Source organism: Actinokineospora cianjurensis, assembly GCF_003663795.1.
Taxonomy (GTDB): Bacteria; Actinomycetota; Actinomycetes; order Mycobacteriales; family Pseudonocardiaceae; genus Actinokineospora; species Actinokineospora terrae.
In genome coordinates this window covers 368664-395232 of record NZ_RCDD01000003.1, presented here as the reverse complement: position 1 = coordinate 395232, position 26569 = coordinate 368664, and the positions used below count along the sequence as shown (strand labels likewise).

Annotated in this window: 18 protein-coding genes; 13 read left to right on the top strand and 5 right to left on the bottom strand. The window is 71.8% G+C overall.

Annotation, left to right across the window (positions count from 1 at the left end; genetic code table 11):
• The first annotated feature begins 100 nt into the window (after positions 1 to 100).
• The 10 genes from CLV68_RS21390 (at position 101) to CLV68_RS21345 (ending at position 16101) form a co-directional block, all read left to right on the top strand.
• Entirely contained in the window at positions 101 to 4897 is a 4797-nt protein-coding gene (locus CLV68_RS21390) for a HAMP domain-containing protein (RefSeq protein ID WP_246010029.1), read from the top strand.
• A gap of 2 nt (positions 4898 to 4899) precedes the next feature.
• On the top strand, positions 4900 to 7491 hold the full coding sequence (locus CLV68_RS35905; protein WP_425454870.1) for a PP2C family protein-serine/threonine phosphatase: 2592 nt from the start codon (positions 4900 to 4902) through the stop codon (positions 7489 to 7491).
• Positions 7492 to 7571: 80 nt separating this feature from the next.
• Positions 7572 to 8216, top strand: coding sequence for a biliverdin-producing heme oxygenase (locus CLV68_RS21380; RefSeq protein ID WP_121392684.1), 645 nt, complete (start codon positions 7572 to 7574; stop codon positions 8214 to 8216).
• Between the two features lie 185 nt (positions 8217 to 8401).
• The gene (locus CLV68_RS21375) at positions 8402 to 9721 is read left to right on the top strand and encodes an HtaA domain-containing protein (protein WP_121392683.1); all 1320 of its coding nucleotides are present in this window, start codon (positions 8402 to 8404) and stop codon (positions 9719 to 9721) included.
• A 72-nt stretch (positions 9722 to 9793) separates the two neighbouring features.
• A complete protein-coding gene (locus CLV68_RS21370; RefSeq protein ID WP_121392682.1) occupies positions 9794 to 10780 on the top strand; it encodes a WxL protein peptidoglycan domain-containing protein in 987 nt (328 codons plus the stop codon).
• Positions 10780 to 11841 carry a heme/hemin ABC transporter substrate-binding protein gene (locus CLV68_RS21365; protein ID WP_121392681.1) on the top strand — a complete coding sequence of 354 codons (1062 nt, stop codon included), beginning with the start codon at positions 10780 to 10782 and terminating at the stop codon, positions 11839 to 11841. The genes CLV68_RS21370 and CLV68_RS21365 overlap by 1 nt, the downstream gene beginning before the upstream one ends.
• On the top strand, positions 11838 to 12857 hold the full coding sequence (locus tag CLV68_RS21360) for a FecCD family ABC transporter permease (protein ID WP_246010028.1): 1020 nt from the start codon (positions 11838 to 11840) through the stop codon (positions 12855 to 12857). Before CLV68_RS21365 ends, CLV68_RS21360 begins: the two co-directional genes overlap by 4 nt.
• A 453-nt stretch (positions 12858 to 13310) precedes the next feature.
• Positions 13311 to 14090 carry a heme ABC transporter ATP-binding protein gene (locus tag CLV68_RS21355; protein ID WP_281274683.1) on the top strand — a complete coding sequence of 260 codons (780 nt, stop codon included), beginning with the start codon at positions 13311 to 13313 and terminating at the stop codon, positions 14088 to 14090.
• Positions 14087 to 15136 (top strand): hypothetical protein, encoded by a 1050-nt coding sequence (locus CLV68_RS21350; RefSeq protein ID WP_246010026.1) that lies wholly within the window; start codon positions 14087 to 14089, stop codon positions 15134 to 15136. The genes CLV68_RS21355 and CLV68_RS21350 overlap by 4 nt, the downstream gene beginning before the upstream one ends.
• A complete protein-coding gene (locus CLV68_RS21345; protein WP_121392679.1) occupies positions 15133 to 16101 on the top strand; it encodes an HtaA domain-containing protein in 969 nt (322 codons plus the stop codon). The genes CLV68_RS21350 and CLV68_RS21345 overlap by 4 nt, the downstream gene beginning before the upstream one ends.
• A 17-nt stretch (positions 16102 to 16118) precedes the next feature.
• Here the strand turns inward: CLV68_RS21345 and CLV68_RS21340 are convergent, their stop codons facing one another.
• Positions 16119 to 16868, bottom strand: a complete 750-nt coding sequence (locus CLV68_RS21340) for an SDR family oxidoreductase (protein WP_121392678.1) — start codon at positions 16866 to 16868, stop codon at positions 16119 to 16121.
• A 139-nt stretch (positions 16869 to 17007) separates the two neighbouring features.
• On the opposite strand from CLV68_RS21340, the gene CLV68_RS21335 reads away from it, so the two are divergent.
• A complete protein-coding gene (locus CLV68_RS21335) occupies positions 17008 to 17775 on the top strand; it encodes a class I SAM-dependent methyltransferase (protein WP_121392677.1) in 768 nt (255 codons plus the stop codon).
• Positions 17776 to 17859: 84 nt separating this feature from the next.
• Here the strand turns inward: CLV68_RS21335 and CLV68_RS21330 are convergent, their stop codons facing one another.
• Together CLV68_RS21330 and CLV68_RS21325 are read right to left on the bottom strand one after the other, a co-directional pair.
• Positions 17860 to 18621, bottom strand: a complete 762-nt coding sequence (locus CLV68_RS21330) for a hypothetical protein (RefSeq protein WP_147460095.1) — start codon at positions 18619 to 18621, stop codon at positions 17860 to 17862.
• 189 nt (positions 18622 to 18810) lie between these two features.
• Positions 18811 to 21828 carry an AfsR/SARP family transcriptional regulator gene (locus CLV68_RS21325; protein ID WP_170224500.1) on the bottom strand — a complete coding sequence of 1006 codons (3018 nt, stop codon included), beginning with the start codon at positions 21826 to 21828 and terminating at the stop codon, positions 18811 to 18813.
• Between the two features lie 221 nt (positions 21829 to 22049).
• Between CLV68_RS21325 and CLV68_RS21320 the strand changes: the two genes are divergently transcribed.
• Both CLV68_RS21320 and CLV68_RS21315 read left to right on the top strand, forming a co-directional pair.
• Entirely contained in the window at positions 22050 to 24437 is a 2388-nt protein-coding gene (locus tag CLV68_RS21320) for a caspase, EACC1-associated type (protein ID WP_170224499.1), read from the top strand.
• 117 nt (positions 24438 to 24554) lie between these two features.
• Positions 24555 to 25079 (top strand): hypothetical protein, encoded by a 525-nt coding sequence (locus CLV68_RS21315; RefSeq protein ID WP_147460094.1) that lies wholly within the window; start codon positions 24555 to 24557, stop codon positions 25077 to 25079.
• 4 nt (positions 25080 to 25083) lie between these two features.
• Here the strand turns inward: CLV68_RS21315 and CLV68_RS21310 are convergent, their stop codons facing one another.
• Together CLV68_RS21310 and CLV68_RS21305 are read right to left on the bottom strand one after the other, a co-directional pair.
• Positions 25084 to 25614 (bottom strand): RICIN domain-containing protein, encoded by a 531-nt coding sequence (locus CLV68_RS21310; protein ID WP_121392672.1) that lies wholly within the window; start codon positions 25612 to 25614, stop codon positions 25084 to 25086.
• A gap of 7 nt (positions 25615 to 25621) precedes the next feature.
• Entirely contained in the window at positions 25622 to 26440 is an 819-nt protein-coding gene (locus tag CLV68_RS21305; RefSeq protein ID WP_121392671.1) for an endonuclease/exonuclease/phosphatase family protein, read from the bottom strand.
• Positions 26441 to 26569 lie beyond the last annotated feature (129 nt).

Here is a 26569-nt window from a genome sequence, read left to right as displayed (position 1 = left end):
GCACAACTGGTGCCGTCGCACTCGACTGCCTGGCCCGGCTGAGTACGGTTACCCAGGACACTCCGCGACCCCGCGGGTGCCTGCGCACGAGGGACGGGCGATGAGCGACACGCGAGTGGACGGCGCCCACGCCGGGGCCGCCGGGGAGAGACGGGGCGAGTCCTCCCACGGCGTCGGCGAGTTGGAGCTGCGCGGGTTGCTCGCGGGTCTGACCGCGGTGCGCGACGGTGACTTCGGCACCCGGTTGCCCGATGGCGCCGATGGCCTGCTCGGTGAGATCGCCACGGTGTTCAACGGCATGGTCGACCAGTTGTCGTTGTTCACCTCCGAGGTCACGCGGGTGGCCCGTGAGGTCGGTACCGAGGGCAGGCTCGGTGGGCAGGCGGACGTGAAGGGCGTGTCCGGCACGTGGCGGGACCTGACCGACTCGGTCAACGCCATGGCGGGCAACCTGACGACCCAGGTGCGTGACATCGCGCAGGTGGCGACGGCGGTGGCGAAGGGCGATCTGTCGCAGAAGATCGACGTCGACGCGCGGGGCGAGATCCTGGAGCTGAAGGAGACCGTCAACACGATGGTCGACCAGCTCTCCGCGTTCGCCGACGAGGTGACGCGGGTGGCCCGTGAGGTGGGTAGCGAGGGCAGGCTCGGTGGTCAGGCGCAGGTGCCCGGCGTCGGTGGTACGTGGCGGGATCTGACCGACTCGGTGAACTTCATGGCGGGCAACCTGACCAGTCAGGTGCGTGACATCGCGCAGGTGGCGACGGCGGTGGCCAAGGGCGACCTGTCGCAGAAGATCACGGTCGACGCCCGCGGTGAGATCCTGGAGCTCAAGGACACCGTGAACACCATGGTGGGCCAGCTCTCGGCGTTCGCCGACGAGGTGACGCGCGTGGCCCGCGAGGTGGGCAGCGAGGGTCGGCTGGGTGGTCAGGCGCAGGTGCCGGGTGTTGGTGGCACGTGGCGTGACTTGACCGACTCGGTGAACTTCATGGCGGGCAACCTGACCGCGCAGGTCCGGTCCATCGCCCAGGTGACCACCGCCGTCGCGCAGGGCGACCTGTCCCAGAAGATCACCGTGGACGCCCGGGGCGAGATCCTGGAGCTCAAGAACACGATCAACACGATGGTCGACCAGTTGTCCGCGTTCGCCGACGAGGTCACGCGCGTGGCCCGCGAGGTCGGTACCGAGGGCATCCTCGGCGGCCAAGCGGACGTGAAGGGCGTGTCCGGCACGTGGCGCGACCTCACCGACTCCGTGAACTTCATGGCGGGCAACCTGACCGCGCAGGTGCGGTCCATCGCCCAGGTCGCCACCGCCGTCGCCCGCGGCGACCTGTCCCAGAACATCACCGTCGACGCCCGGGGCGAGATCCTCGAACTCAAGAACACGATCAACACGATGGTCGACCAGCTCTCCGCCTTCGCCGACGAGGTCACGAGAGTCGCCCGTGAGGTCGGTACCGAGGGCAGGCTGGGTGGTCAGGCGGACGTCAAGGGCGTGTCCGGCACCTGGAAGGCGCTCACCGAGTCGGTGAACGTCATGGCCGACAACCTGACCGCGCAGGTCCGGTCGATCGCGCAGGTGACCACGGCGGTGGCGAAGGGCGACCTGTCGCAGAAGATCCGGGTCGACGCGCGCGGCGAGATCCTGGAGCTCAAGGACACGATCAACACGATGGTCGACCAGCTGTCCGCGTTCGCCGACGAGGTGACCCGGGTGGCCCGTGAGGTCGGCACGGAGGGCAACCTCGGTGGCCAGGCGACGGTGCGGGGTGTGTCCGGTACCTGGAAGGGCCTGACCGACAACGTCAACGTCATGGCGTCGAACCTGACCGGGCAGGTGCGGTCCATCGCCCAGGTCGCCACCGCCGTCGCCCGCGGCGACCTGTCGCAGAAGATCATCGTGGAGGCCAAGGGCGAGGTCGCCGCGCTGGCCGGGGTCATCAACGTCATGGTCGACACGCTCTCGGCGTTCGCCGACGAGGTGACCAGGGTGGCCCGTGAGGTGGGCACCGACGGCAGGCTCGGCGGGCAGGCGCGGGTGCCGAACGTGGCGGGTACCTGGAAGGACCTGACCGACAACGTCAACTCGATGGCCAACAACCTGACCAGCCAGGTCCGCAACATCGCCCAGGTGACCACCGCGGTGGCCCAGGGCGACCTGACCCGCAAGATCGACGTGGACGCCGCAGGCGAGATCCTGGAGCTCAAGACCACGATCAACACCATGGTCGACCGGCTCTCGTCGTTCGCCTCCGAGGTCACGCGCGTGGCCCGCGAGGTCGGCACCGAGGGCAGGCTGGGTGGTCAGGCCGAGGTCGAGGGCGTGTCCGGGACCTGGAAGCGGCTCACCGAGAACGTCAACGAGCTGGCCGGGAACCTCACCAGGCAGGTCCGGGCGATCGCCGAGGTGACCAGCGCGGTCGCCGAGGGCGACCTGACCCGCTCGATCAGCGTGGACGCCTCCGGTGAGGTCTCCGAGCTCAAGGACAACATCAACTCCATGGTGGAGTCGCTGCGCCAGTCCACCCAGGCCAACCAGGAGCAGGACTGGCTCAAGTCGAACCTGGCCAGGATCTCGGGGTTGATGCAGGGCCACCGCGACCTGACGGTGGTCGCCGCGCTGGTGATGGACGAGCTGGTGCCGCTGGTCGGCGCCCAGTTCGGCGGGTTCTACCTGGCCGAGGAGCTGGCCGAGGAGGCCAGCGGCGCGGGCCTGCGGTTGATCGGGTCCTACGGGCACCCGGACACCCCGGGGGAGCGCCGCTTCGAGCAGGGCCAGTCGCTGGTCGGGCAGGCCGCGCGCAGCAGGCGGACCATCGCGGTGGACGACCTGCCGCCGGGGTACGTGCGGATCACCTCCGGGCTCGGGCAGACCGACCCGACCTCGGTGCTGGTGCTGCCGATCATGGTGGAGGACCAGGTGCTCGGGGTGATCGAGCTGGCCTCGGTGCACCGCTTCACCCCGGTGCACGTGGCGTTCCTCGAACCGCTCATGGAGACCATCGGCGTCAACGTCAACACCATCGTCGCCAACGCCCGCACCGACGCCCTGCTGCAGCAGTCGCAGCGGCTCACCGAGGAGCTGCGGGCCCGCTCGCAGGAGTTGCAGGTCCGCCAGGACGAGTTGCAGTCGTCGAACGCGGAGCTGGAGGAGAAGGCGGTGCTGCTCGCGGTCCGCAACCGCGACATCGAGACCAAGAACCTGGAGATCGAGCAGGCCCGCCAGGAGCTGGAGGCGCGCGCCCAGCAGTTGGCGCTGGCCTCGAAGTACAAGTCGGAGTTCCTGGCCAACATGAGCCACGAGCTGCGCACCCCGCTCAACAGCCTGCTGATCCTGGCCCAGTTGCTGGCGCAGAACCCGACCCGCAACCTCTCGGCCAAGCAGGTCGAGTACGCCGGGATCATCCACTCCGCCGGGTCGGACCTGCTGCAGCTGATCAACGACATCCTGGACCTGTCGAAGGTCGAGGCCGGGAAGATGGACGTCTCGCCGGAGCGGGTCGCGGTCCGCCAGCTGCTCGACTACACCGAGGCGACGTTCCGGCCGCTGACCACCCAGCGGGACCTGGGCTTCCGGGTCACCGCAGCCGCCGACGTGCCCTCGCACGTGTTCACCGACGACTCGCGGCTGCGGCAGGTGCTGGGCAACCTGCTGTCCAACGCGGTGAAGTTCACCGAGACCGGCGAGGTGGAGCTGGTCATCGAGCCCGCCGACGCCACCGAGTTGCCCCCGGCCGCGGCCGGGCACGGGCCGGTGGTGGCGTTCCGGGTGAGCGACACCGGCATCGGCATCGCCGAGGACCAGCTGGAGTCGATCTTCGGCGCGTTCCAGCAGGCCGACGGCACCACCAGCCGCAAGTACGGCGGTACCGGGCTGGGGCTGTCCATCAGCCGGGAGATCGCGCACCTGCTCGGCGGCGCGGTCACCGCGAGCAGCGCCCCCGGGCGCGGGTCGACGTTCACGCTGTACCTGCCGGTGAGCAAGCCGGACTACGAGGCGGCGCGGCCCGCCGAGATCGGGCCCGCCGAGCAGACCGACCTGGCGCCGCGCCGGTTGCTGGTGGTCGAGCAGCGGGCCAGGGGGCTGCTGTCGCTGGTCGCCGAGAGCGCGGTGATCGACGTGACCGGGGAGCTCAGCGAGCACCGGCCGATCGAGCTGGTGACCGCGGTCGGGCTCCAGGAGGCGGCCGCCGCGTTGGCCGGTGGCGCGTTCCACTGCCTGGCGCTGGAGTTGGACCTGCCCGACGACGCCGCGGCCAGGTTGTTGCGCGACATGACCGCCGACGCCACGTTGCGGTCGGTGCCCGTGCTGGCCTACAACAACCGGCGGCTGGCGCCCGCGCAGGAGGCCGCGCTGCGCGAGGGCGGCGGTACCCGCAGGTTGGAGCTGCTCTCCAGCCTCGACGAACTGCGCGAGCGGATCGCGTTGCACCTGACCGCCGCCGACCCCGCCGAGGTGCTGCCCCTGGTGCGGCCGGACGAGCGGGTGGTCGAGGCGCCCAGGCCGGACGCGCGGCTGGCGGGTCGCAAGGTGCTGGTGGTCGACGACGACGCCCGCAACGTGTTCGCCCTGACCAGCATCCTGGAGCTGCACGGGATGCGGGTGCTGCAGGCGGAGAACGGGCGGCGCGGCATCGAGGTGCTCGGCGAGCACCCGGACGTCGACCTGGTCCTGATGGACGTGATGATGCCCGAGCTCGACGGCTACGCGGCCACCGCGTCGATCCGGGCGATGACCCAGCACATCGACCTGCCGATCATCGCGGTCACCGCGAAGGCGATGCCGGGCGACCGGGAGAAGAGCCTGGCCTCCGGCGCCAACGACTACGTCACCAAACCGCTCGACGCCGACGAGTTGATCGCCCGCGTGCACCGCTGGCTGGGCGACTGAGCATGGCGCAGGACACCACCCGGGAGCTGCCGGTGCCCGAGACCCGCCGCGCGGACGTCGTCGGCAGGCTCGCGGCGACGGTCGACCGGCTGCGCGCCCAGGTGCGGGGCACGCACGACGCCCGGGCCGCGCGGACGCTGCTGGAGTTGGCGACGGGTGTGCTGGTGGAGCGCCTGGGGTGCGGGCCCGCGGCGGCGGCCGCGCAGCTCGCGGTGTTGGCGGGTCAGGCGGGGCGGAGCCAGCTGGAACTGGCCGCGGAGATCGTCGACCAGGCGGCGCGCGACGAGCTGACCGAGGCGGCGCGCCTGCCCGCGGTCGACAGCACGGCCGAGCCCGACGGTGCGGTCGCGGTCCGGTTGCGCACGGCGGAGAGCGGCGCGTTGGCGGCGAGCGACACCCAGGCGGTGGCGGTGTCGTTGCTGCGGTACGCGCTCGTCCCGCTGGGCGCGGTCGGGGTCGCGGTGTGGCTGGCGGGGGGCGACTCGTCGCTGACGTTGGCCGGGTGCGCCGGGTTCGCCGACGACGAGTGCGGCCGGTGGCGGTTCGTGCCGCCGGGGGTGGCCGTGCCCGCCCGGCTCGCGTTGGCCGAGCGTGATGTGGCGTGGGTGCCGTCGCTGTCGGCGGCCGGGTTGCCGACTATCGGTCAGCGTGATGTGCCGGACGGGGCGCGGGCGGCGATCCCGGCGGGCAACGGTGGCCGGATCCTCGGCGTGCTGGAGGTGTGCTGGCCGGAGCCGATGGAGCGGCCCGCGCCGCGGGTGTGGCGGCAGTTGGAGGCGTTGGCGCAGTTGTGCGCGCGGACGCTGGGCACCGCGGAGGCCGAGGTCGACCGGGGTGGCCGGTCGGAGTTGGCCGACCTGGCCGACAGCCTGCGGGACCCGGCGCTGGTGCTGCGGCCGCAGCACGACGCCGCGGACCAGGTGGTCGACTTCCGGATCGCGCACGTCAACCCGCGCTACGCCGACCTGGGTGGCCGCCCGCGCGACGAGGTCGTCGGGGCGTTGCTGCTGGAGGCGTACCCGATGGCCGCGGTGGAGGGCGGCCTGTTCGAGCGGGTGGAGCAGGTGTACGCCACCGGCGAGCCGTTCCGGGCCGACCGGGTGGACTTCACCGCGCTGGTCGAGCAGGTCCCGCTCACCGCGGCGCTCGGTGTCGGGATCAGCCGGGTCGGCGCGGCCGTGCTCCTGGTGTGGCACATCGAGGACGAGGCGACCCGGCTGGCGAACCTGCTCCAGCACGCGCAACGGCTCGGCCGCATCGGCGGGTTCGAGGAGAACCTGGTGACCGGCGAGATCGCCTGGAACAGCGAGCTGTTCGCCCTCTACGGCCTGCCCGCCTCGGCCACGCCGGTGCCGGTCGAGCAACTGGCCCGGCACGCGCACCCCGACGACGCGGTGCTGATCGGCCGGTTCCTGCGCACCCTGCTGCACCACAACCGCCCGGCGTCGACGGCGTTCCGGTTGCGCAGGCCGGACGGGGTGGCCAGGCACATCCGGGTGATCGCCGAGCCGGTGCCGGGGGACACGCCCGCGGTGCGCGGGGCGTACCAGGACATCTCGGCGCAGCACTGGACCGAGGTGGCGCTGGCGGCGACGCGGGAGCAGTTGGCGCACAGCGAGCAGGAGGCGGTCGAGCGCACGCGGCTCACGTTGCAGCTCCAGCACGCGATCATGCCGCCCGCGCAGAACACGTTGCAGACCCCGCACCTGGATGTGGCGGTCCGGTACCGGCCCGCGGAGAAGGAACACCTCATCGGCGGCGACTGGTACGACGCGGTCGTGCTGCCGTCATCGCAGATCCTGCTGTGCGTCGGGGACATCGCCGGTCACGGCATCGAGGCGGCGACGAGCATGGTGGTGCTGCGCAACGCCTTGCGCGGCCTCGCCGCGACCGGGGCCGGGCCCGCGCAGTTGCTGAAGTGGCTGAACCTGGTCACGCGCCACCTGACCGACCACGTCACCGCTACTGCTGTGTGCGCGTTGTTCGACCCCGCCGACAGCACTTTGCGGTGGGCGCGCCGGTCACCTGCCGCCCGTGCTCATCCAGGGCAGCACCGCGACCACCCTGCCGCTGATCACCGGCCCCCTCCTTGGCGGCCTCGCCGACCCGGTGTACGAGGAAGCCCACCTGTCCCTGGCCCACCGCGACACCCTGCTCCTCTACACCGACGGCCTCATCGAACGCAAAGACCGCACCGTGGAGGAATCCCTGGCCCGCCTGCTCACCACCGCCGCCCGCACCACGTCCACTTTGGACCAACGGCTGGACCGCCTCCTCACCCACAGCAACTCCGACACCGACGACGACACCTGCATCGTCGGCGTCCAACTCCGCCACCCCTGATCGGTTCCCCACCACGACTGACTACTCAACGTCACCCGAGGCGATGGGGTCGGAGGTGCGGGAGGGCGTGTCGATTGGGCCGTTCGGTCGGGGTCGGGTGGGTGGTTGGGGGTGTGCGCAGCGCTACGGAATGGGTGCTGTGCGTGGGGTCTTCAACGTCGGTGGTGGGTCGGGTATGGTGCCGGGGGCGGGTCGTGATCGTTGGGGTGGGTGGTGCCTGGGGGCGGGCGACGGTCACTGTGGGTGCTTGAATCGTTCGGAAAATCGCGCTGGTACCAGTCCGAGTCCTCGCCTAAGTTAGGTTAGGCAATCCTTATCGGAATGGTGGGCTATGACGGCGGTGGACGAGGGATTCGCGGCTCGGTTGCGGGCGGGTACGCGCGACGAGCACGAGCGGGCCGAGCGGTCGGTGTTCGTCGAGGCGTTGTTGGGCGGCGGGCTGGGGCGGGAGGCGTACGCCGGGCTGCTGGCGCAGAGCTACCTGTTCTACGACGTCCTCGAGCGGGCGGGTGAGTCGTGGCGGGGGGACCCGGTGATCGGGGGGTTCGTCATCGACGGGCTGCTGCGGCGCGACGTGCTCGCGCTGGACCTGGGCTTCCTGCTCGGGCCCGGCTGGCGGGACGCGCTCGAACCGCTGGCCGCCACGCAGTCCTATGTGGACCGGCTGGTCGAGGTCGGCTCGACCGACCGCGGCGCGTTCGTCGCGCACCACTACACGCGCTACCTCGGCGACCTCTCCGGTGGCCAGGTCATCCGGCGCCGGATGCAGGAGGTCTACGGGCTGGCCGACGACGGCGTGCGGTTCTACGTCTTCGACCGGGTCGCCAAGCCCAAGCCGTTCCGCGACCACTACCGGGCGCTTCTCGACGGGGCGCCGTGGGGCGATGGCGAGCGCGAGTCGCTGGTGGCCGAGGCGAACCGGGCGTTCCAGCTCAACCGCGCGGTGTTCGACGACCTGGCCACTGTGTACTGCTGACCGTCCGATAGTCCTTACCTGGCAAGGGGTTCCACCACGGAACCCCTTATTCGTGCGCCCATCCTCCACAGAGGACAGTGTGTCGGCCGTCGCTCTTGTCAAGCGTTGAACAATCTAGTTAGGCTAGCCTCACCTAACTACGACCGGGCTCGGGGTCGCGCGGTCCCACGCAGGAGGAAACGCACATGGCAAGACCACACGCGGCCAAGGCGGTCGCCGTGGGCGCGGCGGCACTGCTCGCCGCCACCGTTCTCAGCGCCACGCCCGCCGCTGCCGCCACCGCGACCGTCACCGACGCGACGTTCGTCTGGGGCCTGAGCGGCTACGCCCAGGTCGGCATCTTCGGCCCGTGGAACTTCAAGGACCTGACCGGCAACACCACGCTGCTCACCGGTTCGGTGTCGGGCGGCGCGCAGACCCAGTACGTCGTCGCCCCGGCCCCGGCCACCTCGATGCCGGTGTCCTCGCCGCAGAAGACGCCCAACGCGGTCAGGTTCACCGCGGGCACCGGCACCGTCGACCCGGCCACCGGCGCCGGTCAGCTGTCCTTCACCGGCAGCTACACCGTCAACGCCTACCCGCCGCAGTTCAACGCCCCCAACGAGGTCTACAAGAACCCGGTCGTCACCGTGGCCGCTGACGGCTCCGGTTCGCTGACCGCGGAGTTCAGCCTCGGCGCGGGCATCGACGTGTCCGGCAACCCGACCCCGGCGCAGGACTTCGGCCGCCTCAAGCTGGTCACCTTCGACGCGGGCTCGCTCAGCGGCCTCACCGCGACCGGTTTCCGGGTCACCCCGGACTACCAGGGCACCGAGGTGACCGTGCCGGACGGCACCGCCCAGAACCGCACCTGCGCGGCAGGCCAGTGGGGCTCGTGGGCACCGGAGTTCGTGACCACCGTGCCCGGCGCGGTCCGCCCGCACTTCTACTCGACCGGGTGCGGCGGCAGCCAGGACTACAAGCCCGCGCTGCCCTTCGACATCGGCTACACCGTGGCCACCACCCCGAACCCGCAGCCGTCCGCGACCGAGCAGGACGTCCGGGTGACCGTCCCGCAGGTGGTCCAGCCCGGCGAGTTCGTCTGGACGATCGACGGCACCAACGGCCTGGTCGACCTCGGCACCGCCGTCGCCGCCGGTGACCACTACCTGGCCACCGGCTCCATCAACCCGGTCCGGGTGACCGACACCCGCGCCGGTGCCCCCGCGTGGTCGGTGTCCGCGCAGGTCAGCGACTTCGCCGCGAACGGCACCTCGTTCGACGGCAAGTACCTCGGCTGGACCCCGAAGGCCACCGAGAACACCGGCGGCGCGGTCGCCGGTGCCGCCGTGGCGTCGGGCTTCGACGGCGGCGCGGGCCTCAAGCAGCCCGCGACGCTGGGCAGCGCGGCGCTCGACCACGCGAAGGGCTCGGTGCTGCTCGGCGCCGACCTGAGCCTGAAGGTCCCGGTGAGCGTGGGTTCGGGGACCTACGACGCCACCCTGACCCTCACCGCACTGAGCTAGTTCCCCAGGTCGTGGGCGCCGTCCTCGCCGGATGGCGCCCACGACCGCTCTCCCCGGACTGGATCCCCCACCATGACCCGCATCCTCGCCGCGGTCACCGCCGCGGTCCTGCTCGCCCTGGGACTGCCCGGCCTGGCCGCCGCGCAGAACGTCACCTGGGGTGTGCGTCCCGCCGACTCCGCCCTCGGCGCGAACCGGCCCAACTTCGCCTACTCCGTCGCGCCCGGCGCCGCGTTGTCGGACGCGCTGCTGGTGAGCAACCACGAGCAGCGCGCGCTGACCTTCGCCGTGTACGCCGCCGACGCCTTCACGACCTCCTCCGGGCAGCTCGACCTCAAGCCCGCCAACGAGACCTCCACCGACGCGGGCACCTGGGTGCGGTTCGACGCGCCGACGGTGACCGTCCCAGCTGGACAGACGGTCGCCGTCCCGTTCACCGTCACCGTCCCCGCGAGCGCCACCCCCGGCGACCACAGCGGCGGTGTCGTCACCTCGCTGCGCGTCGAGTCCGGCTCCGGTATCACCGTCGACCGGCGGCTCGGCGCCCGCGTGCACCTGCGCGTGGCCGGGACGCTGACGCCCGCCGTCGAGGTCCGCGGCCTGGAGGTCGAGTACGACGGCACGCCGAACCCGGTGGGCAAGGGGACGACGAGCGTCAGCTACACCGTCGCCAACACCGGCAACACCCGCATCGCCGCGACCCACACCGTGCGCCTCGATGGCCTGTTCGGCTGGTTCGGCACCGACGCGGCCGTCGAGCCGATCCCGGAGCTGCTGCCGGGGGAGAGCGTCACCCGCAGGCTGAGCGTGGGGTTCGTGCCCGCCGGTCGGGTGACCGCCGCGGTCGCCGTGACGGCCTCGGTTCCCGGTGGCGCACCGTTGCCGCAGGTGACCGCGACCGACGGTGCGCTGGCCCTTCCCTGGGCCGTCGCCGTGTGCTTGCTGCTCGTTGTGTGCCTGCTGCTCGCGTTGCGCGCCAGGGCCAAGGCCCGGGCAGCGGGGGAGCAGAAGCGCATCAAGGCCGCCGTCGCCGCCGCGTTGCAGGAGCGTGAAGCCTGATGCGGGTCCTGCTGCTGGCCGCGCTGCTCGTGCTGACGGGGTGCTCGTCGCCGCCCGGCGGCGCCGGACACGTCCCCGCCCAGGCCGGGGAACGCCCGCCGCTGTCCGCGCTGACGCCCTTGCCCGACCCGCGGTCGTACCACGGTCCGACGACGGCACTGGTGGCGCACAACGACATCGTGCCGGTCGACACCCCGACACCGCGGCTGCCGGTGACCGTCACCGACTTCCAGGACACCTCGGTCACCGTCACCGACGCGAGCCGCGTCCTGGCGCTTGACGTGTCCGGAACCCTGGCCGCGACCGTGTTCGGGCTCGGGTTGGGCAGCCGGGTGGTCGGTCGGGACATCTCGACCGGGTTCCCCGCTGCGAAAGATCTACCGCTGGTGACGGTCAACGGGCACCAGCTCAACGCCGAGGCCATCCTGCGCCTGCGCCCGTCGGTGGTGCTCACCGACACGACGCTCGGCCCGTGGGACGCGGTCCTGCAACTGCGCGACGCCGGGGTGCCGGTCGTCGTGGTCGACCCCAAGCGCGCCATGGACACCAACGTCCCGATCGTGCGCGCCGTCGCCACCGCGCTCGGCGTGCCCGAGGCCGGTGAGCTGCTGGCCAGGCGCATGGAGACCGAGATCGCCGACACCGTCGCCCAGATCAAGCGCCTCGCCCCGACCGACCCCGCGCGCAAACCCCGCGTCGTGTTCCTCTACCTGCGCGGCCAGGCGGGCGTCTACTACCTGTTCGGCAAGGGCTCCGGCGCCGACTCCCTCATCCAGGCCCTCGGCGCGGTCGACGTCGCCACCGAGGCGGGCATCGACGGCATGCGCCCGATCAACCCGGAAGCGCTGGCCGGGGCCAAACCCGACGTGATTCTGATGATGACCAACGGCCTGGCCTCGGTCGGCGGCGTCGAGGGCGCGCTGACCGTGCCCGGTGTGGCCCAGACCCCCGCCGCGGCCAACCGCCGGTTCGTCGACATGGCCGACTCCGTCGTCCTCGGCTTCGGCCCCCAGACCGCCGCCGTCCTCGACGGCCTCGCCCGGGCGTTGTACGCGCCGTGACCGCGCGGACGAGGGTCGTGGTGCTGTTCGCGGTGCTGGTGGCCGCGCTGGTGGTCGTGTCCGTGGTGTCCGCCGGGGCCGGTCAGTACGGGCTGCCGGTGTCGGACGTGGTGCGCGCGCTGCTGGGCAAGCCGCTGGCGGACCCGTTCGCCGAGGGCGCGCTGTGGGCGGTGCGGTTCCCGCGGGTGGTGATGTCGCTGCTGGTGGGCGCGGTGCTGGGGGTGTGCGGGGCGTTGATGCAGGGCAGCTTCGGCAACCCGCTGGCCGAGCCGGGCGTGGTGGGGGTGTCGTCGGGGGCCGCGGTGGGGGCGTGCCTGTCGATCGTGTTCGGGTGGACGTTCCTGGGTGCGTTCACGGTGCCGGGCATGGCGTTCGCGGCGGGACTGGTCACGACGTTCTCGGTGTACGCGCTGTCCAGGTCATCGGGGCGGACCGGGACGGTGTCGATGATCCTGACCGGGGTCGCGGTGAACGCGGTCGCGGGCGCGGTGGTGGCGCTGCTGATGTTCATCGGCGACCAGGCCGCGCGGGAGCAGATCGTGTTCTGGCAACTGGGATCGGTGGCGGGGGCGCGCTGGTCGTACGTGTGGGTCGCGCTGCCGCTGGTGGTGATCACGACCCTGGCGGCGCTGCTGGTGGCCCGGCGCCTGGACCTGCTGTCCCTCGGCGACCGCCAGGCCCGCCACCTGGGGGTGGACGTCGAACGCCTGCGACTCGTGGTGATCTGCGCGGTGGCCGTCGGCGTCTCGGCAGCGGTGTCGTACGCCGGGATCATCTCGTTCGTCGGCCTGGTCGTCCCCCACCTGGTGCGGATGGTGGTGGGACCGGGCCACCGGGTGCTGGTGCCCGCCAGCCTCCTCGGCGGCGCCGTCCTGCTCGCCGCCGCTGACCTGCTGGCCCGCACGGCGGTGCGGTACGCGGACCTGCCGATCGGCATGGTCACCGCGCTGATCGGCGGCCCGTTCTTCTTCTGGCTGCTGCGCCGGAATCGGACGAGGGCGGGTGGTTGGGCGTGATCGCTGGTGCTGGGCGGTCGGGCGGAGTCGATCGAGGGTCGGTGGGGGCCACTGGGGGGCTTGGTGTGTGGCGGTTGGGCGGTGGTGCGTCGCTGTTGTCGCGACGGCGCAGTGTTGTCGGCGTCGGTGGTTTCGTTGCGGCACTGGGGGTACTGGGGTTGATCGGCGGAGTTTCGTCTCCGTTGCCGCGCCGGAATCGGACGAAGGCGGGGGATTGGGCGTGATCGCTGGTGGTGGGCGGTCGGGCGGATTCGATCGAGAGTCGGCGGGGGCGATCGTCGCTGGAGGGCTTGGTGTGTGGCGGTTGGTGGGTAGTGGTGCGTCGCTGTTGTCGCGACGATGCAGCGTTGTCGGCGTCGGTGGTTTCGTTGCGGTGCTGGGGGCGCTGGGGTTGATCGGCGGGGTTTTGTCTCCGTTGCCGCGCCGGAATCGGACGAGGGCGGGTGGTTGGGCGTGATCGCGGCGGTGGGGGTGAGTGTGCGGGTGGGGGGTGCGTTGCTGGTGGATGACGTGTCCCTGGAGTTGCGGGTGGGGGAGGTGTTGGTGCTCGTCGGGCCCAACGGGGCGGGGAAGTCGACGTTGTTGGGGGCGTTGGCGGGGGATGTGGGGGTCGCGGGTGGGGAGGCGTTGTTGGACGGCAAGGGGGTGGGGCGGTGGCGGGCCGTGGAGGCGGCGCGGCGGCGGGGGGTGTTGGCGCAGCAGAACTCTGTGTCGTTCCCGTTCGACGTGCGGTCCGTGGTGGAGATGGGGCGGGCGCCGTGGCGCGGCACCGACGCGGAAGACGAGGACGACGCGGTCGTCGCGAGTGCGTTGACCGACACCGGCGTCGAACACCTGGCTGACCGCGCGTACCCGACCTTGTCCGGTGGGGAGCAGGCCAGGGTCGCCCTCGCCCGGGTCCTCGCGCAGCGCACGCCGGTGATCCTGCTCGACGAACCCACCGCCGCCCTGGACGTGCGGCACCAGGAACTGGTGCTGTCCCTGGCCCACCGGCACGCCAGCAACGGCGGTGGCGTGCTCGTCGTCCTGCACGACCTCGGCCTCGCCGCCGCCCACGCCGACCGCGTGGCCGTGCTCGACCGCGGCAAGCTCGTCGCCATCGGGCCGCCCGCCGAGGTCTGCACCGCCGACCTGCTCAGCGCCGTCTACCGGCATCCCGTCGAGGTCTTCCCGCACCCGCGCACCGGCGTCCCCGTCGTGCTGCCCGTGCGATCCCGAGAGGAGCAAGCGTGACCTTCAGGACGCTCGCGGTGGCGGCCGCCGCCCTCATCGCCGCCGCACTACTGCCGGGAACGGCGACAGCGGTCGCCCGCGTGAGCCTGTCAGTGTCCACAGCGGACCCCGATTACGCCACACCCGTAGAGGTACGCGGCACAGGCTTCCAGTCCGTCCCCAAGGCGCACGGCGGGATCTACGTCCTGTTCGGCTGGGTGGCCGACGGGACCTGGCAGCCCAGCAGGGGTGGCGCCGCCGGGTCGACCTACCGGTACGTGCAGGACAGCGAGGCCAAGGACAACAACGGCTTCCAGCGGTTCGTGTCCTTCCCCGGCAGCGACACCGCGGCCAGCGCGAACGGCGGGGTCGTCGCCGCCGACGGCACCTGGAGCGTCCGGATGATCATCCCCGGCGCCCGGTTCAAGGCCGTCGACCGGTCCGGCAGCACCACCGAGGTCGACTGCGCGCGGGTGACCTGCGGCGTCATCACCATCGGTGCCCACGGCGTGGTCAACCCGACCAACGAGACCTTCACCCCGGTCCGCTTCGCCGCCCCCACCGGCGGTCAACCCCCTGCCACCCAGCCCGCGCCCACTGTCGCCCCGAGCACCAACGCGGTACCCGCCACCGCCGCGCCGCTGCCCGCCCGGTCCGCCACCCTCTCGGCCGCCGCCGGTGCCGTCGCCGCCGGTGCCACCGTCGCGGTCACCGGCTCCGGGTTCGCCGCCGACGAGCAGGTCACCGTCGTGCTGCGGTCCGACCCGCTGTTCCTGGCCCCGGCCAGGGCCGACGCGGCGGGCGCGGTGTCCTATCAGGCCGCGATCCCGGCCGACGTCCCAGCGGGCGCCCACACCCTGGAGTTCACCGGCGCGAAGTCGGGCGCGGTCGGCACGGTCCCGCTGACGGTGTCCGCCGCCGTTCCCCCCGCCGCGGCCCAACCCGGGCAGCCCGCGAGTGCGACGGACGGACCGGGTTGGTGGCCCATCGCGGCCGCCCTGGGTGCCGTCGTCTTGGTTGTTGTCGTGATCGCCGTGCTGCGCAAGCGAAAGAAGGTCGAGGCGTGAGCGTTTCCCTTGTCACCGGCGCGATGCTGCTGGCGGTGCTGACCCCCACCAGCACGCCGGTCGCCACGACCACCACCACTGCGCCGCCCCCGGTCCGGGCGGTGCAGGAGACCACGACAACGACGACACCGGTGACAACGACAGCACCGGTGACAACGACAACCACGGCACCCGGCTGCGACCTCACCCAGGCCAACGCGCGCAAGGGCGACCTGGTGTGGGGCTTCAAGAAGAGCTTCCGGCAGTACGTGGGCGTCGGCCTGGCGGGGGCGACCGGCAACTCCATCACCGCAACCAACGGCGCCACCATCACCGCCCTCGACGAGGTCGTCCGCGACGGCGTCCCCAACCCGGCGGGCATCGCCACCGGCGCGTACCGCTTCACCTTCGACTCCGCCGACTACACCAGCCCCACCCGGTTCACCTCCCGCTACCGCGGCACCGTCGCCTTCTCCTATCCCGCGCACTTCTTCACCCTGCTCCTGTCCGACCCCTGGGTGACGACCGCCAACGGAACCGCCACCCTGCACGCCGACATCGAACTCAAGGCCACCCCCGGCGCCCCCACCCAACCCACCAACCTGCCCGACGTGGCCCTGGCCCGCCTCACCCCGCCAGCCGCCGCACCCGTCAACGGCCTCCTGACCTGGCCCGACGTCCCCGCCGCACTCACCAGTTCCGAGGCGTTCGCGGGCTTCTACCAAGCAGGTGCCCCCCTCGACCCCCTGACGATGACCCTCGCCGCCGACTGCGCGACCACCCCGACGGCGCCTCCGACGGCCAACCCGGCCGTCCCCACCGCGACCGCCCCGACCGAGAACCTCATCCCGGTCGCCCGCTTCCGCCCCACTCCGGATCTGGCCTCTACCGGAGTAGACGCAGAGCACGGCTTGTGGGCGGGCGTGGTGCTGTTGCTGGCAGGGCTGGCACTCGTCCTCGCCGCGTACCGACCGCGCCGCACCTGACCGCCCGGGTTTTCCGCTCAGCGGCCGATGTTCTGACCAAGACCACCGTCCACTGTGAACCGTTCGCCGGTGGTGAAGGTGGCATCGAACGCGAGGAACAGGACAGCCGCGGCGACCTCGTCCACGGTGCCGTGGCGCCGCATCGGGGTGATCTCGTCGCCCTGGCGCATGAACGCGGTCCGTTGCTCCTCGGTGATGCCGGGGACGCCCATCGACGGTGTGTCGATGAAGCCCGGTGCCACCACGTTGACCCGGATCCGTCGGGGCAGCAACGCCGCCGCGATGCCGCGGGCCAGGGCCATCACCGCCGCTTTCGCCCCGGCGTAGGTGACCATCGCCGAGATGCCACCGACATCGGCGATGGAGGAGGTGAACACGACGGCGCCACCGTCGTTGATCAGTGGGGCCAGGTGTTGGACGGTGAAGAAGGCGCCGCGGGTGTTGACCGCGAAAGTGCGGTCGTAGGACTCCTCGGTGACCTGCTCGAACGGGTCCAGCATCGCGAATCCCGCGTTGTAGTGCACGAAATCCACCCGCCCCAACCTGTCGGCGGTGACCTCGGCCAGTTCCCGGTTCGCGGCCACACTCGTCACATCCGACCGCACCACGTGCGCCCCGACCTCCCGCCGAGCCGCTTCGACCGTGGCCTCGTTGTTGCCGGTGAGCAGGACTTCCGCACCCCCAGCGACCAACCTCTCCACAACTGCCCTACCCATACCGTGAGTCCCACCCACGACGACGGCCTTCTTGCCCGTGTAGCTGTGCACGGTGATTTCCCCCTGGATTCAGGCGTATCTGGCGTGGGCCAACGTATCCACGAGACTTGAGCGGCATCAAGTACGCACAATGAAGTAAGTGCGGCGAAATCGCGTTGCCGGACCACGCCTGCGGTCGCCAAGGTGGTTCATGGACCTAGTGCGGCACTACACCACCCACGCCGAAGGCGACCGACTGACCAGGACGCCGCACGGCAGACTGGAGTTCCTCCGCACCCAGGAACTACTCCGGCGCGTACTCACCACTCCGGCCCGCGTGCTCGACGTCGGCGGCGCCACAGGAGCGCACGCCGAGTGGCTCGCCCGCGACGGGCACGCCGTCCACGTCGTCGACATCGTCCCCGCGCACGTCGACGCGGCCGCCGAACTGCCGGGGGTCACCGCGCACATCGGCGACGCCCGCGCACTCCCGGCCGAGGACGACAGCGTCGACGCGGTACTCCTGTTCGGACCGCTCTACCACCTCCTCACCCCGGCCGACCGCGCCCAGTCGCTGACCGAGGCCCGTCGAGTACTGCGCCCGGGCGGCCTCCTCGCCGCATCCGCCATCAGCCGCTACCTGTCCCTCCTGGAAACCGCCGCGAACGGCACCCTGGACGCGGCCCTGGCTCCTCCAATCGACGCGGTGATCACCTCCGGCCACTACGACGGCCACATCGGCTTCACCGCGACCCACTGGCACACCGCTGACGAACTCCGCACCGAACTCGAGTCCGCCACCTTCGAGAACGTCGAGGTTTACGGCATCGAAGGCCCATCCTGGCCCGCCCTCGACACCGCCGGAGACGCCGGTTTCGCGGCCCGGATCGATGCCGCCCTGCGCTGCGCCAGACTCGTCGAACAAGACCCGTTGCTCATCAACACCAGTGCCCACCTGCTCGCCCTCGCCCACACCTGACCACGTGCGAGTGTCCCGGCAGCGGGTGCTGCCGGGACACTCCTCACAGGACTACCCGGATCTGATCACCTTCGAGGAAGGGTGTCAGCCGAGCAGTCGGGCGTCGTCCCAGCCGGGGCCGTAGACGTTGCTGGTCCACGCGCCGTTGGCGAGGTTCCACTCGACCAGCCGGTAGTCGTTGTTGATGTTGCGGACGGTGACGAACCGGTTGGCGTTGACCCCTGCGATCTGTTCGACGTTGCCCCAGTCGGGCCCGATGGAGTTGGCGGTGTAGCCCGAGCCGTTCCACACGTAGCGGCGGGCGAAGTTCGAGGTGTCGATCGCGACGAAGCTCGTCAAGCTCAGGCCGCTGATCACCTTCTGGTTGACGGGGAAGGAGTACGATCCGACGACCTGGTAGCTGTGGTTGCTCGCCGGGGAGTACCACTCCTGGTAGCCGGTGCTGCCGGTCAGGGCCACGAACCGGTCGGTGGCCAGCCCGGCGATCGAGGTGACGCTCCCCCAGCCGGGGCCGACCTGGTACCCGGTCCACCCGGCCGCCGCGGTGTACTTCCAGTCCCACAGGTAGCCGTTCTGGCGGATCTCGACCAGTTGGGTGGTGCTCAGGCTCGCGATCAGCTTGGTGTTGTCCAGGCCCCAGCCCGTCCCGATCTGCTGTGGCTGGTAGGTGCCAGATGCCTTGTCCCAGCGGACAAGCTCTCCGCTCTTCCGCACGACCAGGAAGCTCTGGGCGCCGGTCGCCGTTGGCGAGTACGTGGGCTCTGTCGGTGCCGCGTTCGCCGAGCCGACAAGGCCCAGGGACGCGACCATGGTGAGCAGGGCGGCGAGCGCCATGCGCAGTCTCACGGTAACTCCTCTTCGGTTGTCCACCCGACGGCACGGGAGGGGTGGTGGACGAACAGAGTCGGCTGGGGCAGCCGCCGTCGTGAACCCCGTTGATCCCCCAGATCGCGTGTGCTGCAACGCGATTCCCAAGGTATCCACGGCCGCCATCGCCTCGACATCGGTTCGCCAGCACCCCGGTGATAGCGGGGATCAGCCCAGGGCCAGGGCCAGTTCCGCCGCCTCCGCGACCTCCATGTCCTCGAACAACGCCAACGCCTCCCGCCAGTGCGCGTGGGCCGCGCGCGGCTCGTCGCCCGCCAGCACGTCCCCCAGCAACCGCAGCGCGCGCGCTTCCCCGAGCCGGTGGCCGGTCTCGCGGTGGACCTCCAGGGCACGCCGTGCGTGCTGCCCGGCGAGGTCTTGGTCGCCGAGGTCGAGGAAGGTGCGTCCCAGCGCGACCAGGGCCCGACCCTGGCGGCCCCGGAAACCCACCCGGTCGGTCAGCGCCAGCGCCTCCCGGCCCGGCTCCAGGGCTGCTTCCGGGCGCCCGGCCGCGCGGTGGGCGTCGACGAGGCCGATCAGCGCGCTCACCCGCGCCCGTCGGAACCCCAGGTCGCGGGCCTTGGCCAGGGCCAGCGTGTGGTGTTCGACGGCGCCCTCCGGTGACCCGACGCGCAGCGTGGCCGCGCCGAGGGTGTTGTGCGCCTCCGCCACCTGCCGGGGGTGACCGGCGGACTCGGCCAGCCGCAGCGCCCGGCCCGCGTGCTCGATGGCCCGGTCGGTGTCGCCCTGGTCGAGGTGGACCCCGGCCAGGCTGTCGAGCACCTCGACCTCCGCCTGCCGCGACCTGGTGCGGCGCAACACCACCAGCGCTTCCTCGAACATCCCCCGCGCCGCGCCGAGCCTACCGAGTTCCCAGTACGCCGACCCGAGGTTGACCGTCATCGTCGCCACCCTCGCCTCGGTGCCCGTGGCCCGCTGCAGCACCAGGGCGCGCTCGTAGCAGTCGACCGCCCGCTCCAGCGCGCCCTGGTCCTGCAAGGTGCAGGCCAGGTTGTTCAGCGCCGCGGACACCAACCGGTCGGACCCGATCTCCTCCGCCGTGGCCAACGCCTTGTCGTAGTGCTCGACGGCGCTGGGGTAGTCGCCGAGGCTGGCGTGCATCGTGCCCAGGCTCAACCGCATCGCGGCCATCGCCTCGACGTCACCGGCCGTCGTCGCCGCCTGGAGCCCCGCCCGTGTCGACGCCCGCCACGACGTGATGTCGGACTGGCCCCAGAAGTACCCGCGCAGCGCGTCGGCCAGCAACCACGCGGGTTGGTGCGGTCCGTTGGTGGTCACGTGGCACACGACGGCGGCGATGTTGACCCGCTCACCGTCCAACCAGGACAGTGCGGACCCGTTGTCGGTGAACGCCCCGGTGGCGCGCGGCGCGGCCAGCCTGGCCATCTCCGGGTAGAGCACGTCCGCGGCGTGGTTGGCGACCCCGACGTACCAGTTCAGCAGCCGCCGCACCACGTCCTCGCAGTCACCCGCGGAGTCCTCGACCTTGGCGCGTTCCACGGCGTAGAGGCGCAGCAGGTCGTGCAACTGGAAGCGGCCGGGCAGCGTCTGCTCGATCAGGTGGCTCGTGGCCAGCACCCGCAACAGGCCCGCCGCCTCGTCCTGGCCGATCCCCGCGATCACGGCCGCGCTCTCGGCGGTGACATCCGGTGTCGGCGACAGCCCGCACTGGCGGAACAGCCGTCGAGCCTCGGGGGTCAGAGTGGCGTAGGAGAGGTCGAACGCGGCGCTGACCGCGACGTCGCCGATGACCGTGAGCGCCCGCAGCCGGTCGCGCCTGGTCAGTTCCCGCACGTAGGAGTCGATGCTGCCCTCGACGTTGGCCGCGGCGATCCGCAGGGCCAGCGGCAGCGCGCCGCAGGCAGCGATCAGCTCGGCCACCGCGTCCGGTTCCGCCGCCACCGCCGCGCCGAGCATCTCGGTCAGCAGCCGCCGGGCCTCGGTGTCGGTGAGCACGCCGACCGACACCTTGCGCGCCCCGTGCGTCACGGCCAGCCCGCGCATCCCGTCGCGGCTGGTGATCAGCACCGCGCACCCCGGGCCGGAGGGCAGCAGCGCCCGGACCTGGTCGGCGCCGGAGGCATTGTCGAGCACCAGCAGGGTTCGCTTGTCCGCCAACAGGGACCGCAGCAGGTTCGACTGGGCGTCGACCTCGAGCGGGACGCGTTCCGGTGCCACCCCGAGGGTCCTGAGCAGCTGCGCGAGTGCCTGTTCGGCTGTTGTGGACGGTCGGGTCGAGTAGCCGTGCAGGTTCAGCAGCAGCCGCCCGTCGGGGAACCGCTCGTGCAGCCGGTGCGCCAGGTGCACCGCCAGGGCCGTCTTGCCCACCCCGGGCGGACCCACGACGGCCACGATCGGCATCGCGGTGCCCCGGGGCGTGAGCAGCTCGGCGACCCGGTCGACCAGGTCCTCGCGCCCCACGAAATCCGGCAGATCGGGTGGCAGTTCGACGCGTGAGACGCTTTCCCGCACCGGCTCCGGCTCCGGTGGCTCGGCGAGCATGTCCTGGAACAGCTGCCGCAGCTCGGGTCCGGGGTCCACGCCCAACTGGTCGGCGAGCACCGCCCGGACCTGGTGGTACGCCGCCATCGCCTCACCCGCGCGCCCGGCCCGCGACAGGGCCCGCACGAGCAGCGCCCACAGCCGCTCCCGCAGCGGGTGCTCCGCGGTCAACGCCCTGAGTTCCCCGATGACCTCGTGCCGCCCCGCCGCGAGGTCCAGCTCGACCCGCCGCTCCACCGCCGCCAGCCGCAACTCCCACAGCCGCGGCACCACCCGCTCGCGCAGCGCCTCGATGTCGACGTCCACCAGCGGCTCGCCGCGCCACAACGCCTCCGCGGCGCGCAGCAGGTCGGCCTCGTCGGCGGGTGCCGCGGTCCTCGCCCGCTCCAGCAGCCGCTCGAAACCGACCAGGTCCACCGCCGCCATCAGCCGGTACCCGTCGGCGGTGGTCTCGATCGACTCCGCGCCCAGCACCCGCCGCAGCCGCATCACGTAGATCTGCACGGTGTGCCGCGGGTTGCCCGGCGCGTCGTCACCCCAGAGCCACCCGACCACCTCCTCGGTCGACACCGACTCACCGGCCCGCACCGCCAGCGCCCCGACCAGCGCCCGCAACTTCCCGGCCCCCACCCCCACCACGACCCCGTCGACCAGTACCTCCACCGGTCCCAGAACGCGAACCTCACCACTCCCGGCCATTCCCCGACCCCCAGTCCGCTTGCCCGTTGATCTTCATCAACCCCGCGCGCGCCGGGAACCTTCCGGGTGAGCACCCGCACGACCGACATCGGCCCGACCGGAACTTCCGCGCCATCAGCGGAATCGGGACGTTCCGCCGCCGCGGGACAGGGCGGGGCGAACCGGGCTGTGCCATCATCGGCCGGGTGGCGAGCTCCCGTGCCGTGTTGATCGGTGTCTCCACCTACGACGACCCGGTGCTCGTCCCGATCCCCGCCGCGCGCAACAGCCTCGACGGGATGCGCTCGTTGCTCACCGACCCGCTGCTGTGCGGCTGGGCGCCGGAGAGCGTCACGGTGCTGGCCGACCCGGTCCAGCCGGGGCACCTGGCGCGGCAGCTCAGGGCACTGGCCAGGGACACCGAGGACGTGCTGCTGGTCTACTACGTCGGCCACGGGCAGCTGACCCCGCGCGGGGAGCTGTGCCTGACCACCAGGGACACCGCGGCGGAGGACCCGGACTTCACCGGGCTGCCGTTCTCCTGGGTCAAGGAAGCCGTGCGCGACAGCCCGGCAGGCGTGCGGCTGGTGGTGCTGGACTGCTGCTACGCGGGCCGCGCGATCGAGGCGCTGTCGGGCGCGGACCAGATCGCCGACGTCACCCACGTGAGCGGCAGCTACACGCTGACCGCCACGACCACCAGCATCGCCGCGCACTTCGACCCGTCCGACGAGTCGGCGTGCACCACCTTCACCGGCCAGCTCATCGACCTCGTGCGCACGGGCATCCCCGGTGGCCCCGCCCAGCTCACCTTCAGCGCCCTCTACCCGCACCTGCGGCGCAGGCTGGTCGGCCTCGGCCTGCCACAGCCCAACCAGCGCGGCACCGACACCGCCGACCACTACGTCCTGGCCGCCAACCCGACCACCGGCGCGGCGTCCGAGCAGGCCGAGGCGTGGGCCGAACGCGGCGTCGACTGGTATGCGAGCGGGCACCACGACCGGGCCGAGGCGGCGTTCCAGGAAGCGGTGCGGCTGGACCCGGGCTCGGCGCTCTGCCGCACGGGGCTGGGCAACGTGGTGCTCGCCAGGGACCGGGCCGCCGAGGCCGAGGCGCACTACCGCGCCGCACTGGCCATCGACCCGCTGAACCAGTCCGCGCGGATCGGGCTGGGCGACTCGATCCTGGACCAGGGGAGGGCGACCGAGGCCGAGGCGGAGATCCGGGCCGCGATCGCCATGGACCAGGGCAACGCGCAGGCGTGGATCTCGCTCGGTGAGCTGCTCGACCGGACCGACCGGCTGCCGGAGGCCGAACACGCCTACGCCGAGGCGACGCGGCAGGACCCCGACTCGCCGCTGGCGCACGCGCTGCTGGGTGAGGTGCTGGTCGCGCTGGGTCGCCTCGACGAGGCCGAGTCCGCGCTCCGGGAGGCCATCCGGCTCGACCCAGCGGACCCGAACCCGCGCCTCGACCTCGGTGGGGTGCTGAACCTGCGCCGGGACCTGGCGGGCGCCGAGCAGGAGTTCCGCGAGGTGGTGCGGCTCGACCCGACCCTCGTCGCCGGGCACGTCGAGCTGGGCGGCGTACTGGAGGCGCGGGGGGAGTGGAAGGCGGCGGAGGCGGCTTACCGGGAGGCCGCGCGGCTGGACCCCACGTCCGCGACGATCCAGCTGCTCCTCGTGGACCTGCTGCGGTACGGGTCCGGGCCGTCGGACGACGCGCTGGCGGCCTGTCGACGGGCCGTCGAACTGGCCCCCGAGGTCGCCGGGACGCACTCGCTGCTGGGCGACCTGCTGTGCAGCGGTGGGGAGTGCGATCGGGCGGTCGCCGCGTACGAGGCCGCGCTGGACCTCGATCCGGACCTCGTGTCCGCGCACGTCGGCATCGCCGAATGCCGGTACCGGCGCGACGGGTTCCACGGCGGTGGCTGGGACCGGGCCGAGACGGCGCTGGAGCACGCGGTGCGGCTCGCCCCGGCCGACGCGACTGTCCGGTTCCTGCGCGGTGAGCTGGCGTGGGCGCGCGGCGACCTCGTGGCCGCGGAGCACGAGACCGGTGAATCGCTGCGGATCAAGTCGAACAACCGGCGTGCCACCTACACCCGGGGGGAGGCCCTGCTCGGTCTTCAGCGGTTCGACGAGGCCGAGGCGCACTACCGGGACTACCTCATGGCTGATCCCGACGACGGCGTCGGGTACCTCGGCGTGGGCCGCGGTCACCACGGACGAGGCGAGTACGCCCGGGCCGAGTGGTGGTTGGAGCGCGCCGTCGAGCTCATGCCGGAGTCCGGCCCGGCCCGGCGGGCGCTGGCCTCGACGCTCGCCGAACTCGGGCGCCTGGACGGTGCTGTCGAGCAGTTGCGGGCGGCCATCGGACTTGACGACAAGTCGGCCTATCTCGAACTCGGTCGCGTCCTGCGCACGGCGGGCAAGGCCGACGAGGCGGAGCAGGCGTACCGGGACGCGCTGCGCGCGTTGCCCGGGTGGGCGTTGGCATACCGCGAACTGGGTGACCTGTTGTCCCAGCAGGGAAGGGCGACCGAGGCTGAGTTGGCCTACCGGCACGCCACCGGTCCCGCTGTCGACCGCTGACCGGGGCCTCGATCGGGTGATCGAGGGCGTCGGGAGGCGTGCGGGGTGGTGGAGTGGTGAATGTCGGGGGCGGAGCGCGGCCGGGAAGAGGTGGCGCCAGATCGAGGAGAACGTGCGGTGAAAAAGTGGACAGCGGTGGCGTTCGCGCTCATGGTGGCGGTCGGGGTCGTCACGACCCCGACCTCGGCGGTCGCCCAACCGGCGGTGGGTGATCCCCTCGCCGGGGTCTGGGTGTTGCGCGCGGCGAACGGTTCCGCGCTCGTGGAACGCGGGGGCACGATCGGTCTCGGGTCCTCGGCGAGAGCGACCCGGTGGCGTTTCGTGCCAACAGGATCGGGTGAGGGCGGCGCCGAGTACGTCATCCACACCAAGGACCTGCGGGGCTGGGTGCTGCCCAGGGTCGCGCCGAGCGCGCCGGTCAAGGTGCAGCCGTTGCTGGCGCTGCCGACCGACACCCGCAACCAGCGGTGGCGGGTGTACCTCGACGCCGGGGCGGCCCAGGCGGGCGTGCGGCAGGTGACCATCGCCTCGGCGGTCAACGGCTGGCCGGTCGTGGTGACCGGTGACTACCTGCCGCACCTGGCGGTGGTCCCGGAGACCTTCGCGCCGGTGACCTACCGGGCGATCAAGGTCGGCAACTAGCGGCTCAGCGGGACCGGCCGAGGCCCGTGGCGACCATCGTCCACCCCTGTCGGTCCCGCACCGCCGCCGTGCTCGCCCGCAACGCGATGTTCCGGAAAGGCTGCTGCGCCAAGGGATCCAGCACCGTGAGGCACCTGCCGTCGGTTGCGCATACGCTCGTGGTCCGGCCGGAGTCGCGGCTGGCGACCGTCCAGTACTGCTCCGGCGCCGCGCGGTCGCAGACGGCTTGACCGACCTGCTCGGATCCCGCCCGGGTCCGCAGGCAGCGGTGGCTGTCCCCGTTCTGGACCACGAAACCCCGACCGTCGTCGGACTGCGTGAACAGCCACCCCTGGCGATCGGTGTCGCCGACGCACTTCTGCGCGATGGTGAGTCCTTCGGGTGGGGGCGTGTGTGTGAGGCACAGCGCGGACCCGCCCTGGGGAGTCCACTGTGCACTGTATGGGCCGTACCGGTAGAGCTGGCTGTTGGCGTGCGCCGGTGGCGCGCTTGCCAGTAGCAGGGCGACCAGCGCGGCGATCCTCGTGGGCGACATGGGCACCTCAGTTCTGCTTGGCGAACCGGACGGGGTGGTGGTCGGACCGGTAGAGGATGGTTTTCCCGGCCACGACGCGGTCCGGGACGACCTTCGCCTTCATGACGTCCGCTGTGCGTCGGTCGGACCAGATCATGTAGTCGTAGACCTTCCTGCTCGGCCGCATGGTCCGCTCCGCTGTCGCGCTCAGCCGCTCGGTCGGGCCCAGCAGCGGCCGCAGGTACTTCGGCTCGATGTTGAAGTCGCCGAGGAGCACCCAGTTCTTGCCCGTGTTCGCCGCGCGCACCTTGGTGACGAGTGCGCCCGCGTTGGCACCGGGCGGACTCGCGTCCGCGTGAGCGGTGTGGATGGTCGTCCCATCGGCCAGCGTCAACTGCAACAGCCCGCGATCGCCGTCGTGGAACTCATCCGACCGCACCGGCGGCAGGTAGTCCCAGTCGACCACGTCCACCGCCGCGTGCTTGACGACGAACGCGAGGTTGTCCTTCCGGTTCTGGTCGCCCGCAGTCAGCTCCCGGTCCTCGGACTCCACGAAGTACAGCGTGCGCGGGTACGTCACCCCGTTCACCTCGATGAGCCAGATGCACCTGCGCGCCCGCCGCAACCCCTTCACGTGGTGCTGACAGGCCCACCGCGGCGGAAAGGCCAACGCCCCGCGGTCGATGTCCCCGAGCGACCCCGCCTCCTGCAACGCCACGACGTTGTACGACTGCACCAGGGGCACCACCCCCAGGATCGTGTCGAGGTCCGTGCCCCACTTGCTGATCCCCTCGTAGTTCGCCCCCTGCATGTTCCACGTGGCGAACGAGTAGTCGGTGACCCCCACCGCCCCCGCGGGCTCCGCCCCACCCGCCACTACCCCAACGGCCACAACCGCTGAAAGCCACACCCCACGCGCTCTCACGAGACCTCCCGCCCATCCACCACAGGCGCTGAACGTCCCACCTCAGTCCAC

Bases quoted from the DNA above. Each gene is read 5' to 3' on its own strand.
- CLV68_RS21335 (WP_121392677.1), top strand. From the start codon at position 17,008: ATGGACCTAGTGCGGCACTACACCACCCACGCCGAAGGCGACCGACTG.
- CLV68_RS21380 (WP_121392684.1), top strand. From the start codon at position 7,572: ATGACGGCGGTGGACGAGGGATTCGCGGCTCGGTTGCGGGCGGGTACG.
- CLV68_RS21370 (WP_121392682.1), top strand. From the start codon at position 9,794: ATGACCCGCATCCTCGCCGCGGTCACCGCCGCGGTCCTGCTCGCCCTG.
- CLV68_RS21365 (WP_121392681.1), top strand. From the start codon at position 10,780: ATGCGGGTCCTGCTGCTGGCCGCGCTGCTCGTGCTGACGGGGTGCTCG.
- CLV68_RS21310 (WP_121392672.1), bottom strand. From the start codon at position 25,614: ATGTCGCCCACGAGGATCGCCGCGCTGGTCGCCCTGCTACTGGCAAGC.
- CLV68_RS21375 (WP_121392683.1), top strand. From the start codon at position 8,402: ATGGCAAGACCACACGCGGCCAAGGCGGTCGCCGTGGGCGCGGCGGCA.
- CLV68_RS35905 (WP_425454870.1), top strand. From the start codon at position 4,900: ATGGCGCAGGACACCACCCGGGAGCTGCCGGTGCCCGAGACCCGCCGC.
- CLV68_RS21390 (WP_246010029.1), top strand. From the start codon at position 101: ATGAGCGACACGCGAGTGGACGGCGCCCACGCCGGGGCCGCCGGGGAG.